We start from the raw sequence: 17,800 nt of genomic DNA, 5'->3' as shown, positions 1-17,800 counted from the left end.
TGCTGTGCATTGCAACAACAGTCATGGCACTCATCTCGAAATTCATTGCGTAGAAGCACTTTCGGAGAATCCTACGCTCGCAGTCGAGTCAAACATCACAGTGACGAAACTACCTGGGGTGAATGGGTCTGGTGTGACAACGATGGAAATGGCCCTTTCATCCCGGAAAAGCACTCGAGTAGATTCCTCGAGTCGTCCCGAAAAGACAACACCCTCCCGACCCGGTGGGGGAGGGAGGGTGATGAGGGGTTGCCGAACGCTCGATCCTGCGTCAGCGCTTCTTGCGACGTCTCGCCGGACGCGGGATCCGCTCGGCCTTGACGACGAGTGTAGGAACGGGAAGAAGATCACCTCCGCACTCGAGCACCTCGAGATTGCCGGCGCCCAAGCGAGTGAGTTCGTCGCGATCCCGCTCGATCTCCTCTCGAGCGGATGAGCCCTTCAATGCCAGCATCCGTCCTCCCTCATGGACGAGGGGCAGTGACCACTTGGCGAGTTTGGCGAGGGGTGCGACTGCACGCGAGGTGACGACATCCGCACCGCCGGCTTCCTGGAGCACGCTCGGCTGCTCGGCTCGGCCGCGGACCACGAGGACATTCTCGATCCCGTTGGATTCCACGAATTCCGCCAGATAGACGGTGCGACGCAGAAGCGGCTCGACGAGAGTGACCTGGAGGTCGGGACGGGCGAGCGCGAGAGGAATACCCGGCAGGCCGGCGCCACTGCCCACGTCGACGACCGTCTCACCCTCCTGGATGAGTTCACCCACCACAGCGCAATTGAGAATGTGCCGCTCCCACAGGCGCGGTACCTCGCGCGGCCCGATGAGTCCCCGCTCGACACCCGCCGTCGACAACGACTGGTGGTATCGCTCGGCAAGGTCGATTCGATCCCCGAACACCTGCTGTGCGATCGCCGACAGTTCCGCCTCGTGCTGTTCCACGTGAAACATCCTTTCCTGTGGACCCACCCGAGACAACATCGGGGCCCACAGCATCGATACGAAAAACGAAGAGGGACCCTGGCGACGCAGAGTCCCTCTTCGGTCGGCGCGGCCGACTCAATCCTTGACGATCACCACACGGCGGTTCGGCTCCGCACCCTCGCTCTCGCTGGACACACCGTCGATCTTCGCCACGGCGTCGTGCACGATCTTGCGCTCGAACGGCGTCATCGGCTCCAGCTCTTCACGCTTACCGGACTCGAGCACGCGCTTCGCGGCCGACGCACCCAGCGAGGACAGTTCGTTACGCTTACCCGCGCGCCACCCCGCGATATCGAGCATGAGCTTGCTGCGCTCACCCGTCGCCTGCTGCACGGCGAGGCGGGTGAGTTCCTGGAGAGCGTCGAGAACCTCACCGTTGCGACCCACCAGCTTGGTGAGATCCTTGCCGCCATCGATACTCACGACAGCGCGGTCGCCCTCGACGTCGAGGTCGATGTCGCCGTCGAAATCGAGAACGTCGAGCAACTGCTCCAGGTAGTCGCCGGCGATTTCGCCTTCCTCGATGAGGTAATCGTCGTCATCGAGATCGGCGTCCGCCGCGGGGTCGCTCTCCTCGGGTGCCACCGCGAGATCCTCTTCCACCTTGTCCAGGTCACTGGCCATGTTCAGCTCTCTTCTACTTCGGTCAGCGCCGCTTGCGCTTGGAGTTCTTGGGGCGGCTGCCCGGCTTGGGAGCGGTCGCACCGGGCTTCGGAGCCGATGCTGCCGTGTCCGCGTCACCCGCGGAGTCCTTCTGCAGCGACACTTCGCCGGTCTCGTCGACCGGGGCGTCACCGGCATCGGACACTGCCGCTGCGGCCGTGCCCTTCTTCTTGGACTTGTCGGGTCGGGCACCCGGCTTCGGTGCGTTCTCGTTCCGGCGTGCCAGGGCGGCAGCCTTCTTCTCCTCTTCCTCCTTGTCGATACGTCGGAAGACGAGGTGCTGCTGTCCGTAGGTCCAGATGTTGTTACTGACCCAGTAGAGGATGACGGCGATCGGGAGGAACGGGCCACCGACGAGCACACCCAGCGGGAAGACGTACAGGGCCAACTTGTTCATGATCGCGGCCTGCGGATTCGCGGCGGCCTGAGCACTCTGGCGGGCGACGGAGGCGCGCGCATTGAAGTGCGTGGCGATACCGGCGACGACCATCAACGGCACTGCGACGGCGGCGATCTCCCAGCGCGTCGGAATGCCGCCGAACGGCGCGAAGGCTTCGAGCGACGCCATCGGCTGCGTGATCCACGACGAGATCGGAGCACCGAACAGACGGGCACTGAGGAAGGACTGGACGTCTTCCGGGCTGAACGCGTAGTTGCCGAGCTGCGCATTCTGCTCAGGAGTCAGCCCGAGCTGGCCGAAACCGGTGCCGGTGCGGTTGAACGAACGCAGCACGTGGAACAGGCCGATGAAGACGGGAACCTGCAGCAGGACGGGCAGGCATCCCATCAGCGGGTTGAAGCCGTGCTCCTTCTGGAGCTTCTGCATCTCGAGCGCCTGGCGCTGTCGATCCTTGGCGTACTTCTTCTGGAGCGCCTTGATCTGCGGCTGCAGTTCCTGCATCTGGCGGGTGGTACGCACCTGCTTGACGAACGGCTTGTACAGGATCGCGCGGAGGGTGAACACGAGGAACACCACCGACAGCGCCCAGGTCCAACCGCTGTCCGGCCCCAGAAAGGGGATCGCGGCGAAGACTTTGTGCCAGACCCACAGGATCCAGGACACGGGATAGTAGATGAAGTCGAGCACGGCTCTATGTACTCCTCTGGTCGTCCATCATCGCCACGAAGAGGCGTCGGTCTCGGGTCTCGGCTCCGGTCAGGTACCCACTGGGGACGACCGAGGTTTCCGTTCGGGTACCGGATCCCACCCACCAGGGTGCCAGGGGCCGCACTTGAGCAGTCTCACCGATGCCAGGACCGAACCGACGACGACACCCCGCGTGCGCAGCGCCTCCACGGCGTACTCGCTACAGGTCGGGGTGAAGCGGCAGGTCGGCATCCGCGTGGGCGACACATAGGTGCGATAGAGCTCGATGCAGAAGATCAGTGCCCGGGCCGGGGCGGACCGCAGCGATCGCCACCACGACCTCGGCTCCGCCTCGTTCATGCGCGGGCACTCCCACTCGGGACCGGAGCAGCGGGGTCGAGCAGCCCGAGGCGAGCGAGACCCGATCGCACCTGCTTGTCGAGTTCGCGGGATTCCGCGGTGGCGGCGCCGGGTAACGCGCGCAACACGATGTCGGTCTCGGAGGGCAGAGCCTCGACGAGGCCTGCACAGATATGACGAAGCCGGCGTGCGACTCGATGTCGAATCACCGCCGGCCCGACAGCCTTGCTCACGACCAGTCCGAAACGCGGACCGCCGACACTCACCAAGGACTCGGTGCGATCGCGTTCGAGAACGTGAACGACCAGATCCCGCCGCCCCTGACGACGCCCTCGGCGGACGGTGTCCGAGAAGTCCGAGTGGCGCCGCAGTCGATACGGCTCAGGTAACACCCCGAGCTCCGGTTAGGGAATCAGGCGGTGAGAGAAGCGCGGCCCTTACGGCGACGCGCCGAAACGATTGCGCGACCCGCACGGGTCCGCATCCGGAGACGGAAGCCGTGAACGCGCGCGCGGCGTCGGTTGTTCGGCTGGAACGTCCGCTTGCCCTTGGCCACGGTCGACACTCCTCGATAATTCTGCGACGGCACGGGTGAGCGCCGTCGTTCCAACGTGTACGTGAATTCGCAGGATCCGATTGCCCGGAAGAGCAGGACGAACCCATCACCTCAGTATGAGTGACTGTTCGAGGCTACTCGGACGCGGGCGCGAAATCAAACCGCGACCATCACCGGCAATCAACGCGACACGCCGGACGCGTCGACGAAAACTACACCCCGAGAAGGTATGTGATCCAGGGCACAGCTCGGGTACGCTGTGGGCCATGTCTTCGACGGCGCATCGCGACTACCTGTGCAGTCCCGCGTCACGCTCCGTTCGACGACGATGTGCCGGCCGGTGACGGCCCGCTGTCCCGCGCCTGCACGGGCGCCCTCGCGCAGCTTCTCCGGGCGCATTCGCGGCGTACGAGCCCGGATCGCATCGCACCGTGTGTCACACTGATCCCCGCAGACCGCCCGGGCCCACGAACCCGCTGAGCGAATACACAACCTCCCATCCACATATCCACCGGGTGATTCCCCCGGTTGTCCACACCTGTGGATAATCGTGTGGAAAACCGGTGATCAAAGGGAGGGAAGCTGCGTGAGCGACGAGCCGAACGCGCTGGCCGATGTGTGGACGGACGTCGTATCCGAGCTGACCATCGACGACGGATTGTTGACGAAGAGCCAGAAGGCATGGCTCGCGCTCGTCAAACCGATCACGCTCGCACAGGGATTCGCCCTGCTCTCGGTGCCTTCCACGCTCGCCCAGCAGTCGATCGAACGCGATCTGCGCGAACCCATCCTCCGCACCCTCAACCGGCACCTCGGCCACCGGGTCGAGGGTCTCGGTGTGCGCGTCGAGCCGCGGGAACGTGTGGATGATCCTGCCGAGGATCCCTACGCCGAACCTCGCGACACACTGCCCCTCGAAGGCCTGCCGGTCGATGCACAGCCTGTGAATCCGCGCACCGCGGAGACACGCAGCCGTGATCTGCGCCGGGAGGCTCCGATACCCCGCGATGCCGGCGGTCCGCGCGACGGGGCGATGCCTCGGGACGGCGCCGTGTCCAGGGACGGCGTCGGACCGAGGGACGGGGAATTCACGCGCGACGGCATGCTTCCCGGTGAAGGTGCCGCCTATCGGCGACGCCTGATCTCCTCGCGTGAGCACGACATGCTCGAGGCCGACCACGGCGAACTCGAGGAGGTCGACGACGACCGGGAGGCGATGACCGCCGTGCGCGAGTCGTGGCCGTCCTACTTCACCCAGCCCCCACCGCCCGAGACGCCGCCCATGGGCAGCAGCAGCCTCAACGCGAAGTACACCTTCGACACCTTCGTGATCGGTGCGTCGAACAGGTTCGCGCACGCCGCAGCGGTGGCGATCGCCGAAGCACCGGCACGGGCCTACAACCCGCTCTTCATCTGGGGTGCGTCGGGCCTGGGCAAGACGCATCTGCTGCACGCCGCCGGCCACTATGCCCAGCGGCTCTTCCCGGGGATGCGGGTGAAGTACGTCTCCACCGAGGAGTTCACGAACGACTTCATCAACAGCCTCCGCGACGACCGCAAGGTCGCGTTCAAGCGGCGCTACCGCGAGACCGACATCCTGCTCGTCGACGACATCCAGTTCATCGAGGGCAAGGAAGGTATCCAGGAGGAGTTCTTCCACACTTTCAACACCCTCCACAACGCCAACAAGCAGATCGTCGTCTCGTCCGATCGCCCGCCCAAGCAGCTCGCGACGCTCGAGGAACGACTGCGGACCCGGTTCGAGTGGGGCCTGATCACCGACGTCCAGCCGCCGGAACTCGAGACGCGCATCGCGATCCTGTCGAAGAAGGCGCGCATGGACGGCCTGAACGTGCCGCACGACGTGCTCGAGCTGATCGCGAGCCGGATCGAACGCAACATCCGCGAACTCGAGGGTGCCCTGATCCGCGTGACGGCCTTCGCGTCGCTCAACAGGCAACCACTCGATCTCACCCTCGCCGAGGTGGTGCTGCGGGATCTGATGCCGGACTCGTCCGCGCTCGAGATCAACGCAGCCACGATCATGGCCGTGACCGCGGAGTACTTCGGCACGTCGATCGACGACCTGTGCGGCCCCGGGAAGGCACGCCCGCTCGCGCAGGCACGCCAGATCTCGATGTATCTGTGCCGCGAGCTCACCGATCTGTCGTTGCCGAAGATCGGGCAGACCTTCGGTCGCGACCACACCACGGTCATGTACGCGGACAAGAAGATTCGCAAGGAGATGACCGAGCGTCGCAAGGTCTACGACCAGGTGCAGGAGCTCACCGCGCGCATCAAGCAGCGGTCCAAGCGCTGATCCTCGAGCCTCGAGTATCCATCCACAGGGAGCGTCCACAGGGCGCTCCCTGTCCCGTATCTCGAGAAATTTCGGCTTCCCACACCTGTGGACAAGGGTGTGCAGAACGTGGGATCTTTGTGGACGAACGGTGGACAAAGGATGAACAGTCTCGAGGAATCCACATTCATCCTCGAGAACTCCTCGAGTTCATCCTCGAGTTCGTACCCCTCGAGAACATCGCCCACCAGCCTAGACGGTCGTTCGTCCACAGATTCCACAGGCCCTATTACTACTTCTGTGAGTTCTCTTCAGAAATCTTCTTTCAAAACAGGTGTGTGGAGAGCTTCGGTCCACAGGCCCTCGAGTGAGGGTCACGCCTCGAGCCTCCCGGCTTTCCAAGCAGCGACGGAAGGCATAACGTGGACCCGCATCCCCCGGCTCCGCCTCATCGGTGTCGGGGTTCTGTGACAGACTTCGTAGACTTGTCGAGACCACGATCGAAGGGATCCACCGGGCGATGGAGCTGGGAAGTATGAAGTTTCGTGTGCCTCGCGAGGACTTCGCCGATTCCGTTGCATGGGTTGCCCGAAGCCTTCCGTCGCGACCCCCCGTTCCGGTTCTGGGCGGTGTCCTGCTCGGTGCCGACGAACGCGGGCTGACGGTCTCTGGCTTCGATTACGAGGTATCCGCGCAGGTCCACGTCTCGGCCGAGGTCATCACTCCGGGCCGGGTGCTGGTGTCCGGCAAACTGCTCGCCGACATCACCCGCGCGTTGCCTCACAAGCCTGTGGATGTCGTGCTCGACGGCACCCGCGTGCTCATCACGTGCGGTAGCGCCAAGTTCTCACTTCCCACCATGCCTGTGGAGGACTACCCGCAGCTGCCCGAGCTCCCGCAGCAGACCGGTGCGCTGTCCGGCGATCTGTTCGCCGAGGCCATCAGCCAGGTCGCCGTCGCAGCCGGCAAGGACGACACGCTCCCCATGCTCACGGGCATCCGGGTGGAGATCGAGGGCACCGACATGGTGCTCGCGGCCACCGACCGGTTCCGTCTCGCGGTGCGGAAGCTCGAGTGGATGCCCACCGCGGAATCCACGAGTTCGGCCGTGCTCGTACCCGCCAAGACCCTCTCCGAGGCCGCGAAAACCGTTGGCGGGTCCTCGAACTCCCCGGTCCAGCTGGCTCTCGGCAGCGGGTCGTCGGTGGGTGCCGAGGGTCTGCTCGGCATCGTCGCCGAAGGTCGCCGCACCACGACGCGCCTGCTCGACGCCGAATTCCCCAAGTTCCGCCAGTTGCTCCCCAACGAGCACACCGCGATGGCGACCGTCGAGATCGCACCGCTCGTCGACGCGATCAAGCGCGTGGCGCTGGTCGCCGAGCGCGGCGCGCAGGTCCGACTCGAGTTCACGGAGGGTAGCGTGCTGCTCTCGGCCGGTGGCGACGACGCGGGCCGGGCCGAGGAATCCCATCCCGCCGAGTTCTTCGGGGAGCCGCTGATCATCGCGTTCAACCCGGGCTACCTGCTCGACGGACTGACGTCGCTGCACACCGACAAGGTCTCGTTCGGGTTCACCACCTCGAGTCGGCCCGCCGTGCTGCGCCCCGCGCTCGACGAGGAACCCGTGCCGGACTCGTCGGGCACCTTCGCCGCTCCGGACAGCGATTACACCTATCTGCTGATGCCGGTGCGCCTGCCGGGCTGACCGGCCCCGAGACTGGACCCCCGTGTACGTTCGCACCTTCTCGCTGCGCGACTTCCGTTCGTGGAGAACGGTTTCCGTCGACCTCACTCCGGGGGCGACGGTCTTCGTCGGGCGCAACGGACACGGGAAGACCAATCTGCTCGAGGCCCTCGGATATCTGTCGACGCTGTCGTCGCACCGGGTGTCCTCCGACGGTCCGTTGCTGCGGGCCGGCGCATCACGGGCGTTCGCCGGGGCTCTGGTCGTCAACAACGGCCGTGAACTCGGCATCGACATCGAGATCAACGAGGGCAAGCAGAACCGGGCGCGGATCAACCAGTCGCCGGCCCGCCGGCCCCGTGAGATCCTCGGCATCCTCCGCACGGTGCTCTTCGCACCGGAGGATCTCTCCCTCGTCCGCGGCGACCCGGGCGATCGCCGCCGGTTCCTCGACGAACTGCTCAGCACGCGATTCCCGCGGATGAGTGGGGTCCGCGCCGACTACGACAAGGTGTTGCGCCAGCGGTCCGCGCTGCTCAAGACGGCGGGTGGGGCGCTGCGGCGGGGAAACCGCTCCGACGACGGGGCGAGCGCTCTGGCCACCCTCGACGTGTGGGACGGCCACCTCGCGGCCCACGGGGCCGAACTGCTCGCGGCGCGCATCGCGTTGCTGCACGAACTGGCCCCGCATGTATCCGAGGCGTACCGATCGATCGCACCCGAGTCGCGTCCGGCGAGTCTGCGCTACCGCAGCAGCCTCGGTGACGCGCTGCCACCGGAGTTCTCCGATCCGGCCCGGATGCCTGCACGGGACGATCGCGAGTTTCTCGAGACCGTCTTCCTCCACCGGCTCGCGGAGATGCGGTCCAGGGAGATCGAACGCGGAGTCTGCCTCGTCGGACCGCACCGCGACGATCTCGAGCTGATGCTCGGCGCCGAGCCGGCGAAAGGTTATGCGAGCCACGGCGAATCGTGGTCGTTCGCGCTCGCGTTACGGCTCGGGGCGTTCGCCCTGCTGCGCACCGACGGCACCGATCCGGTTCTCATGCTCGACGACGTCTTCGCCGAACTCGATCGTCGCCGGCGGTCCGCGCTCGCCGAGGTCGCCACGACGGCCGAGCAGGTGCTGATCACGGCGGCCGTGCCGGAGGACGTGCCCGCCGAGTTGAACGGTGCCCGGTTCCCCGTCCACGTCGAGGACACCGGAGAAGGTCGTATCTCTGTGCTGGGATCGGTGCAACGGGAGACGGACCGGATCACCGGGGAGGTCGGATGAACGACGAACGGACAGGTGCCGAGGGCGGTTCGAACGAGCCGGAGCTGAAGGGCATCGACCTGGCCCGTCGCGCGCTCGAGGAGGCTCGGGCCGCCGCGAAGGCGAGCGGCAAGGCCGTCGGACAGGGACGCGCGTCGCGGGGCCGGCTGCGCCCGAAACGCCGGCGTCGCGGCTGGTCGGGGCCCGGACCGGACGACCGCGACCCCCAGCCGCTCGGTTCCCTCGCGCAGTCGCTGTCCAAGCAGCGGGGGTGGTCGACGCACGTGTCCGAAGGCACCGTCATGGGGAGCTGGGCCCGGGTCGTGGGTGACGACATCGCGAGCCATGCCCAGCCGACCACACTGCGCGACGGAATCCTGCACGTCTCGGCCGAGTCGACGGCCTGGGCGACGCAGTTGAGGATGATGCAGTCGCAGATCCTCGCGAAGATCGCCGCGGCCGTGGGGCACGGAGTGGTGAAGGAACTGCGGATCACCGGCCCGACGGCTCCGAGCTGGCGGAAGGGCGAACGTCACATCCGCGGCCGCGGACCACGTGACACCTACGGGTGATTCCCGGATCGCTCGCGGCCCGTACACGGGGCGAAAATCCGGGTGCCTAGGAAATCACGTCGTCCCGCTCGCGAAGGGGCGGCTACGGGGACGTCAGCGGTGCGGATGCCCGCATTCGTGTCGACCCCGGTGCAGGGCCTCAGGGCACGTAGGATGGACAGGAATGCGTCGCGCGCGTGCGCGGGGCCGATCGGAGAAGGAGAGCTACCCACCCGTGGCTGCCCAGAAGTCGAACAACAACAAGAATGAGTACGGTGCGTCGTCCATCACCGTCCTCGAGGGTCTCGAGGCGGTGCGCAAGCGCCCCGGCATGTACATCGGTTCCACCGGAGAGCGTGGTCTGCACCACCTGATCTGGGAGGTCGTCGACAACTCGGTCGACGAGGCCATGGCCGGTTACGCGTCGAAGGTGGAGGTCACCCTCCTCGCCGACGGTGGCGTCCAGGTCGTCGACGACGGCCGCGGTATTCCCGTCGGTATGCACGCGTCCGGTGTCCCTACCGTCGAGGTCGTCCTCACCCAGCTCCACGCCGGCGGCAAGTTCGACTCCGACGCCTACGCCGTCTCCGGCGGTCTGCACGGTGTCGGTATCTCCGTGGTGAACGCCCTGTCCACAATCCTCGAGGTCGAGATCGACAACGACGGGTACCACTGGGAGCAGACGTACACCGCCTCGAAGCCGGGCGAGCTGGTCAGAGGAGAGGCCACCAAGCGCACGGGTACCACCGTCCGGTTCTGGCCCGACCCCGAGATCTTCGAGACCACGACGTTCAACTTCGAGACCGTCGCGCGTCGCCTGCAGGAGATGGCGTTCCTCAACAAGGGATTGACCATCACCCTCACCGACGAGCGGGTCGCACCCGAAGAGGTCACCGAGGAAGACGTCCCCGACACCGCGGACGCCCCCAAGACCGCGGAGGACCAGGCCGTCGAGGCCGCCGAACCCGAGGTCCACAAGGTCAAGGTCCGCACGTACCACTACCCCGGTGGTCTCGAGGACTACGTGCGGCACATCAACCGCACGAAGACGCCCATCCACAACTCGGTCGTCGGGTTCACGGCCAAGGGCACCGGCCACGAACTCGAGGTCGCGATGCAGTGGAACTCGGGTTACTCCGAGTCCGTCCACACTTTCGCCAACACCATCAACACCCACGAGGGCGGCACGCACGAGGAAGGCTTCCGCGCGGCGCTGACCACCGTCGTCAACCGCTACGCGAAGGACAAGAAGCTCCTCAAGGAGAAGGACCCCAACCTCACGGGCGACGACATCCGCGAGGGCCTGGCAGCGATCATCTCCGTCAAGGTCGCCGAGCCGCAGTTCGAGGGCCAGACCAAGACCAAGCTCGGCAACACCGAGGTGAAGTCGTTCGTGCAGAAGGCGTGCAACGAGCACATCTCGCACTGGTTCGAGGCCAATCCGGCCGACGCGAAGACGATCGTCACCAAGGCCGTGTCGTCGGCGCACGCACGTGTCGCCGCCCGAAAGGCCCGCGAGCTCGTCCGCCGCAAGAGCGCGACGGACATCGGTGGTCTGCCCGGCAAGCTGGCCGACTGCCGGTCGAAGGATCCGAGCAAGTGCGAGATCTACATCGTGGAGGGCGACTCCGCAGGGGGGTCCGCCAAGTCGGGTCGCGACTCGATGTACCAGGCGATCCTTCCGTTGCGCGGCAAGATCATCAACGTCGAGAAGGCCCGTATCGACAAGGTGCTCAAGAACGCCGAGGTCCAGTCGATCATCACGGCGTTCGGTACCGGCATCCACGAAGAGTTCGACATCGCGAAGCTGCGCTATCACAAGATCGTCCTGATGGCCGACGCCGACGTCGACGGTCAGCACATCGCGACGCTGCTGCTCACGCTGCTGTTCCGTTTCATGCGCCCGCTGGTCGAGGAAGGTCACGTCTTCCTGGCGCAGCCGCCGCTGTACAAGCTCAAGTGGCAGCGCAGCGAGCCGGAGTTCGCGTACTCGGACCGTGAGCGCGACGCCCTGCTCGAGGCGGGTCTCGCCGCGGGCAAGAAGATCAACAAGGACGACGGTATCCAGCGTTACAAGGGTCTCGGTGAGATGAACGCCAAGGAACTGTGGGAGACCACGATGGATCCGAGCGTCCGCGTCCTGCGTCAGGTGACCCTCGACGACGCCGCCGCGGCCGACGAGTTGTTCAGCGTCCTCATGGGCGAGGACGTCGCGGCACGACGGAGCTTCATCACCCGTAACGCGAAGGATGTCCGCTTCCTCGACGTCTGATCACGGCCGGCAGCGCCGGAGAACTGCATGCGAATCCCCGCTGTGTCGTACATCACGGCGGGGATTCGCATGTCGTGCGCCCGGAAGTGGGAAGGGTCGTTAGCCTTCTTCGTTACTCGTGAGTACACTCCTATCGGCCATCTGTACGTGTGGCTGCCGACGAGGGGGCCGGGGCAGCGCGGGGGTACGGGAAGAACTCACTCTTCCGTATCCGCTGTATGTCCCGATATGGTGCCCTCACCCGAAACGTCTCGTTCGACTGCACTCGATCGAAAGCGCGCTCATCGGAGTGCAGTGCCGACTGGTGTTCGTCGCCCGGCGCGGACGGGGTGGAAGGAGAGCTGTGATCCATGAGTGACAAGTCGCCGCCCCAGCAGCGGTGGTGGAACATCGAGGGGTGGGGTCTTCGCAGGAAGGTCACCGCCGTTCTCGCTGTCCCCGTGACCGTGGCAATGGTCCTCGGTGGTCTTCGGGTCGAGAACGAGCTCAGCAACGCCGTCCACTTCTCGTCCGCAGCCGATCAGGTCGCAGCCGTGCCGGACATCGTGGATTTCTCGACGGCGTTCGCCACCGCCACCGCGGGTGCCGCGGCCGGAACGGCGACCCCCGAGGAAATGGCGGCTCTCGGTGACGCTTTCGGCACGATCGCCTCGGTCACGGAGAACCCCGAACTCGATCCCGCGGTGACCGCCGACCTCAGCCGCACCGCCGCCACGGCCCAGTCGCTCTACACGAAGATGCAGGCCGGTCCGGTGCCGATCCAAGAGATCGGTGCCGTCACGAGCGAGGTGCGCGACAGCCTCAACCGTATCGTCGAGGCCATCCTCGGCGAGGTCGACGATCGCGAGATCCTCGGCTACGGCGACCAGCTGATCAACGCGTGGTACTCCCAGCGCTACCTCTTCGGTCAGGTACTCGGTCTGCTCCAGCTCCTCGGCGACCCCACTCAGCCCGGCACCGCCCTGGTGTCGGCGTCCGGCGCCGAACTCGCGATGCTCGATCTGCTCGCCCGCTCCTACCCGATGGCCGATGCTCAGATCGCCGAACTCCGTGCCGGCGTCCAGGAGCGTGCCGACATGGTCGACGCGGCCGGCTCGGATCCGCTCCCGATCCTCAACCTCCGCGCGTCGTTGCTCAACAGTGTCGACATCTACGGCACCATCATCGAAGAAGCGTCGAACCAGGTCAGCACCACCATTCAGGAACGCGCGGCGCAAACCCGCTCGGCCGCGCTCCGCGATACCGCGATCGTGCTCGCGGCCCTGCTCGCGGCACTCGTGCTCGCACTGCTCGTGTCGCGTTCGCTCGTCGGACCGATCCGTCGTCTGCGCTACGGCACCCTGAAGGTGGCGCGGCAGGAGCTTCCCGAGGCGATCGACCGAATCAAGGTCGGCGACAACATCGAGGACATCGAGTTCACCCGCGTCCCGGTGCACACCACCGAGGAGATCGGGCAGCTCGCTCGCGCGGTCGACGACATGCACGGGCAGGCTCTGCGCCTCGCCGGCGAGCAGGCCCACCTGCGTCTGCAGATCAGCGACATGTTCGAGACGCTCGCGCGTCGGTCGAAGTCGCTCGTGGAGCAGCAACTCGGTCTCATCGAACGACTCGAGTACGAGGAGAAGGACCCCGCTCGACTCGAGAGCCTGTTCCGTCTCGACCACCTCGCCGCGCGTATGCGTCGTAACGGCGACAACCTGCTGATTCTCTCCGGTACGCGCATGCGTCGCGGTCACTCCGCGCCCGTTCAGCTCGGCGACATCCTGCGCGCCGCGATGTCGGAGGTCGAGGATTACCAGCGCGTGCAGATCGGCTCGACGCCCGACGGTGCTCTCAGTGGCGCGGTCGCGACCGACATCGTGCACCTCCTGGCCGAGCTGGTCGACAACTCGTTGCGTGCGTCACCGCCCGACAGCAACGTCACCTTCAGCTTCGCGCGTGCCGTCGACGGCGGTCTGCTCGTCGAGATCGCCGACCGCGGTATCGGTATCCCGGCCGACGAACTCGAGGTCATCAACCAGCGTCTCGCCAAGGGCGGCGAGGTCGGTCCGGACACCGCACGCCACATGGGTCTGTTCGTGGTGTCGCGACTCGCCGAGCGGCACGGTCTCACCGTGCGTCTGCGCCCGACCTTCGACACCGCACGCAACCCGGGTATCACCGCGAGCGTCCACATCCCGGACGTGCTGCTGGTGTCCCCGCTTGCGTTGTCGCACACCGGTCCTCAGCCCCCTCTCGAACTGGAGCCGGAGGAGTACTCGGCACCGCAGGCGATCTCGGCGCCCGTCGCACGGCAGGGTCTTCCCGAGGCCGCGAACGACGATGTCCGGGCCGGCGAGTCCGACGACGCGTACGCGAAAGCCGGCTACGCGAACGACAGTTACGCGAGCGATGTCGACGAAACTCCTTCCGCTGCGCGGGACACGGCGCCGTCCTACCAGGACGAGCGCCGGGACGAGTTGCAACGCGAATCGGGACGGAACGAGTTCACCCCGCCTCCGTCGTCACTTCCGGCACCCTCGCTGCGCGACTCTCGAGCACCCTCGTCCGACGACCGGACACCGTCGGCCTCGCGTGAGTTCGGGCCGTCGGGTCTTCCGCAACGTCGCCCCGGCGGAACTCCGGGTCTGCCCACTCGTCAGCCGGGTGGGACTCCGGGTCTGCCGACTCCGCCCAGGTCACCGCAGCCGCGCCGGATCGAACCGGATGCCGCAGCAGCGTTCGCGTCGTCCCTGCCCCCGCGCGGTCCTCGCCGCGGACCGGAGGAGACCAACGGGCACTCGACCGACGGTCGCAATGGTGAGGGACACAACGGTTCCACTCCGCGGCCCGACGCCGATCCCGCTCGTCGTGAAGGACTTTCGGGTCTTCCGCAGCGTCGCCCCGGTGCCACGCCGGGTCTGCCGCCGACGAATTCCGCGCCCGCACGCGACAGCCGGCAGGATCAGTCGCAGGCATGGGACTCGCAGCAGTCCCTGCCGGTCCGCGAGCCGCAGCAGGACTCGGCACATCGTGCGCCCGCCCCGCAGCAGCGCCCCGCTTCCCCCGGTCTTCCGCAGCGTCGTCCGGGCGCGACTCCCGGGCTTCCGGGACGGGCTTCCGGATCGTCCCCCTCGGTTCCGCAGAACCGGCCGCAGCAGCCGATGGCGGGTCCGCTCGCGGGTGGCGAATCCACGGATCGGACGGAGGCACCGAGCCGTTCCGACCTGCCGCAGCGCGCGCCGGCCCCGGATGCGGGCCGTCGTCAGTCGGAACTCTTCCAGGGTCTTCCGCAGCGGCGTCCGGGAAGCGCGCCCGGTCTGCCGCGCCGTCAGCCGGGCAGCACTCCGGGGCTTCCGCAGCGACCCGCTGCGGCGACCAACGGTGCCGGATTCGATTCGGCCGCAGGGGCGTCCGGGCCCAGTATCGCCGACGGTGGTTCCGTGTCGCCGCGCAGCGACGCGCAGCAGGCGGCCCGGCACCGCTACCGGACCAACTCGGCGAAGACGGCGTCGTTCTTCCAGCCACGGTCCGACCTGGCGTCGGCCCGTCCGCAGCCGGCCAACACTCCGATCTTCACCACGATGATGTCGGATTGGCTCGTCGACCCGACGAGCCTTCCGGAGGATCGCAGGAAGCGGGAATGGCACTCCGCCGCGGACGCGGGTTGGGAAGCAGCTCAGCGTGCTTCGGAAGCCCCCGTGGAGGAGCACACCACCGCGGGTCTTCCGCGGCGTGCCCCCGGCGAACGCCTGGTGCCGGGTGCCGTACGGGCGCCGGCAACGGGTGAACTGCCGAGGACCATTCGACGTCGAGACCCGGAAGCCATCCGGGCCAACTTGAGCCGCCATCAGCAGGGTGTCCGCGACGGACGCGCCTCGGCGAATACCAGCAATCGCGAGAACGACGAACAGGGAGTTCGATGAATATTGATCATGGATCCGACGCAGCTCGTCCATTGGACTGGTTGGTTTCCAACTTCGCGCGCGAAGTCCCGGGTGTCTCGCATGCCGTACTCGTGTCCGCCGACGGCCTTCTCATGGCCGCCAGCGCCCACCTCCCGGTGGATCGTGCCGAGCAGCTCGCTGCGGTGACCTCGGGCCTGGCGAGTCTGTCCAACGGTGTGTCGCAGCTGTTCGACGGGGGAGGTGTGCTGCAGTCCGTCGTGGAGATGCAGCACGGCTACCTGTTGCTGATGAGTGTCGGCGACGGCTCCCACCTTGCGGCTCTGACGGCCTCCGAGTGCGACATCGGACAGGTCGGTTACGAGATGGCGCTCTTGGTCGATCGAGTGGGTGCTTCGGTCGAAGCCACGCCGCGGGTCGGTCTAGGGTCCTGACGTCGAGGTGGCCATGGAATCGCGGAAGCCGGAGTCGGTGCCGGATCAGCCCAGTCTGGTCCGGCCCTACTCCCTGACTTCGGGACGTACGAGTCCTGCGGTCGAATTGGCGTTGGAGGCGCTCATCCAGGCCATTCCGGGGACCGACGATCGGTCTCGGGATCTGGACAACATCAACGCCACGATCCTGGAGCTGTGCAAGGAATCACCCTCCGTCGCGGAGATCGCCGCGCGCGTGGGGTTGCCGATCGGCGTGGCACGCGTGCTCGTCGCCGATCTCGTCGAAGCCGGACACGTACAGATCCTGGCCACGCTGAAAGACGATTCGAGCGACGCGGAGCGTCGTGAGCTGATTGAAAGGGTCCTCAGTGGACTTCGCGAACTCTAACGCCACGAAGCGCGTGACCTCGACCAAGATCGTCATTGCCGGAGGCTTCGGCGTCGGTAAGACGACTCTGGTCGGGGCGGTGTCGGAAATCGTGCCGCTTCGCACCGAGGCGCTCGTGACGAACGCCAGCGACGGCGTCGACAACCTCTCTGCGACACCGCAGAAGGCCACTACTACGGTCGCCATGGACTTCGGTCGTATCAGTCTGGCCGACGACCTCGTCCTCTACCTGTTCGGCACCCCCGGACAGCATCGCTTCTGGTTCATGTGGGACGACCTCATCCGCGGCGCCATCGGTGCCATCGTGCTGATCGATACGCGTCGCCTGGACGAGAGCTTCGCCGCCGTCGACTTCTTCGAGGCGCGCAATCTCCCGTTCATCGTCGCCATCAACGAATTCGACGATGCTCCCCGGTACCCGCTCGAGGACATCCGGCAGGCGATGGCGATCTCGGCTGATGTGCCGATCGTCTCCATCGACGCCCGAGCACGGGAATCGGCGAAGCAGGCGCTGGTCACCGTCACCGAATATGCCCTGCGCAAGTTGCACCAGCCGGTGACCCAGTAATGGGGGAGGGCCTCGAACTCTTCACGATGGGGTCGTGGGTTACGGTCCTCGCTTATCTGACCTCGGCGATCGGGGTGTTCGTCGGGGGCACCGGTGCTCGGCGTGTACGAACCACCTCCAGTGATCGATTGCGTTCGTACTGGATGATTCTCGCGGCGCTGGTGAGCGGCGGTGTGGGTGTCTGGCTCGCCGTCTTCCTGCCCATGGCGGGCTTCAACGTCGACGACAGCGTGGTGCGGTACGACACCGTCACCATCGTGTTCTCGATACTCGTCGCGATGGTGTCGGTGTACGTGGCTCTGCTCGTCGCGATTTCCGGCGACAGCCCTGCCACCCTCGGCCGCACGGTCATGGGGGCTCTGGTGCTGGGCGCCGGCCTGGCAGCCGTGCCGTTCACAGTCCTCGCCGCGGTGCGGATCCGGGGTTCACTGACGTTCGATCCCGTCTGGGTCGTCGCGGCGGTGGTGCTGGCGGTCGTGACCGCCGTGGGTTTCCTGGCGCAGGTGAAGACCGCGGACACGTGGCCCAAACGTCTGCTCAGTAGCGCGCTGGCCGGTGCTGCCGTGATCGCCGTGCACTTTCTCGCCGCCGCGTCGGTGCGTGTGAAGATCGATCCCGCGGTGGTGGTCTCGGGTGGGATCGAGGTCTTCTCGATTCTCTTCCCGCTCTTCGTCGGTGGTCTGTTGTTGCTGGCCGTACCCATCGTGTTGGTGCTTCAGGCGCCGGATCGGGTTGCGGCGGAACTGGAAGCGGAGTCCGAGCGGTGGGCTGCGGAAGGACCGGTGGAGTCGGTCGACGGACGGACCTTCTGAAG

16 protein-coding genes are annotated in these 17,800 nt (G+C 66.4%); 10 read left to right on the top strand and 6 right to left on the bottom strand.

Annotated features, from left to right (window positions below; all coding sequences use genetic code 11):
• Nucleotides 1-271: 271 nt before the first annotated feature.
• The 6 genes from rsmG to rpmH form a co-directional block, all read right to left on the bottom strand.
• On the bottom strand, nucleotides 272-952 hold the full coding sequence (gene rsmG, locus EQ874_RS01175) for a 16S rRNA (guanine(527)-N(7))-methyltransferase RsmG (protein ID WP_129975071.1): 681 nt from the start codon (nucleotides 950-952) through the stop codon (nucleotides 272-274).
• A gap of 108 nt (nucleotides 953-1,060) precedes the next feature.
• Nucleotides 1,061-1,609: a R3H domain-containing nucleic acid-binding protein gene (locus EQ874_RS01170; RefSeq protein ID WP_129975069.1), complete on the bottom strand. Its 549-nt coding sequence runs from the start codon at nucleotides 1,607-1,609 to the stop codon at nucleotides 1,061-1,063.
• Between the two features lie 22 nt (nucleotides 1,610-1,631).
• Nucleotides 1,632-2,735, bottom strand: coding sequence for a membrane protein insertase YidC (yidC, locus tag EQ874_RS01165; protein ID WP_129975067.1), 1,104 nt, complete (start codon nucleotides 2,733-2,735; stop codon nucleotides 1,632-1,634).
• Between the two features lie 69 nt (nucleotides 2,736-2,804).
• Complete coding sequence (gene yidD, locus EQ874_RS01160) at nucleotides 2,805-3,095, bottom strand: membrane protein insertion efficiency factor YidD (protein WP_129975065.1); 291 nt, start codon at nucleotides 3,093-3,095, stop codon at nucleotides 2,805-2,807.
• Nucleotides 3,092-3,487: a ribonuclease P protein component gene (gene rnpA / locus EQ874_RS01155; RefSeq protein WP_084421784.1), complete on the bottom strand. Its 396-nt coding sequence runs from the start codon at nucleotides 3,485-3,487 to the stop codon at nucleotides 3,092-3,094. Before rnpA ends, yidD begins: the two co-directional genes overlap by 4 nt.
• Before the next feature lie 20 nt (nucleotides 3,488-3,507).
• On the bottom strand, nucleotides 3,508-3,651 hold the full coding sequence (gene rpmH / locus EQ874_RS01150; protein ID WP_006550910.1) for a 50S ribosomal protein L34: 144 nt from the start codon (nucleotides 3,649-3,651) through the stop codon (nucleotides 3,508-3,510).
• A 586-nt stretch (nucleotides 3,652-4,237) separates the two neighbouring features.
• Between rpmH and dnaA the strand changes: the two genes are divergently transcribed.
• The 10 genes from dnaA to EQ874_RS01095 all read left to right on the top strand — a co-directional run bounded on the left by dnaA (nucleotide 4,238) and on the right by EQ874_RS01095 (nucleotide 17,798).
• A complete protein-coding gene (gene dnaA, locus EQ874_RS01140; RefSeq protein ID WP_064064247.1) occupies nucleotides 4,238-5,971 on the top strand; it encodes a chromosomal replication initiator protein DnaA in 1,734 nt (577 codons plus the stop codon).
• A 499-nt stretch (nucleotides 5,972-6,470) separates the two neighbouring features.
• Entirely contained in the window at nucleotides 6,471-7,655 is a 1,185-nt protein-coding gene (gene dnaN, locus EQ874_RS01135; RefSeq protein ID WP_026002735.1) for a DNA polymerase III subunit beta, read from the top strand.
• Nucleotides 7,656-7,677: 22 nt separating this feature from the next.
• The gene (recF, locus tag EQ874_RS01130) at nucleotides 7,678-8,910 is read left to right on the top strand and encodes a DNA replication/repair protein RecF (RefSeq protein ID WP_064064248.1); all 1,233 of its coding nucleotides are present in this window, start codon (nucleotides 7,678-7,680) and stop codon (nucleotides 8,908-8,910) included.
• On the top strand, nucleotides 8,907-9,461 hold the full coding sequence (locus EQ874_RS01125) for a DUF721 family protein (protein WP_129975063.1): 555 nt from the start codon (nucleotides 8,907-8,909) through the stop codon (nucleotides 9,459-9,461). Before recF ends, EQ874_RS01125 begins: the two co-directional genes overlap by 4 nt.
• Nucleotides 9,462-9,675: 214 nt before the next feature.
• Nucleotides 9,676-11,712 (top strand): DNA topoisomerase (ATP-hydrolyzing) subunit B, encoded by a 2,037-nt coding sequence (gyrB, locus tag EQ874_RS01120; protein ID WP_016931521.1) that lies wholly within the window; start codon nucleotides 9,676-9,678, stop codon nucleotides 11,710-11,712.
• Between the two features lie 350 nt (nucleotides 11,713-12,062).
• On the top strand, nucleotides 12,063-15,617 hold the full coding sequence (locus EQ874_RS01115) for an ATP-binding protein (RefSeq protein ID WP_129975061.1): 3,555 nt from the start codon (nucleotides 12,063-12,065) through the stop codon (nucleotides 15,615-15,617).
• Entirely contained in the window at nucleotides 15,614-16,030 is a 417-nt protein-coding gene (locus EQ874_RS01110; RefSeq protein ID WP_006550917.1) for a roadblock/LC7 domain-containing protein, read from the top strand. The genes EQ874_RS01115 and EQ874_RS01110 overlap by 4 nt, the downstream gene beginning before the upstream one ends.
• A gap of 13 nt (nucleotides 16,031-16,043) precedes the next feature.
• Entirely contained in the window at nucleotides 16,044-16,418 is a 375-nt protein-coding gene (locus EQ874_RS01105) for a DUF742 domain-containing protein (RefSeq protein ID WP_016931519.1), read from the top strand.
• 13 nt (nucleotides 16,419-16,431) lie between these two features.
• Entirely contained in the window at nucleotides 16,432-16,986 is a 555-nt protein-coding gene (locus tag EQ874_RS01100) for an ATP/GTP-binding protein (protein ID WP_016691076.1), read from the top strand.
• Nucleotides 16,986-17,798: an MHYT domain-containing protein gene (locus EQ874_RS01095; protein ID WP_064064251.1), complete on the top strand. Its 813-nt coding sequence runs from the start codon at nucleotides 16,986-16,988 to the stop codon at nucleotides 17,796-17,798. Before EQ874_RS01100 ends, EQ874_RS01095 begins: the two co-directional genes overlap by 1 nt.
• The last annotated feature ends 2 nt before the right edge of the window (nucleotides 17,799-17,800 follow it).

Source organism: Rhodococcus sp. Q1 (assembly GCF_004153645.1).
Lineage (GTDB): Bacteria > Actinomycetota > Actinomycetes > Mycobacteriales > Mycobacteriaceae > Rhodococcus > Rhodococcus gordoniae.
Note: the sequence above shows the minus strand (reverse complement) of the source record. Positions and strands in the feature narration are given on the sequence as shown.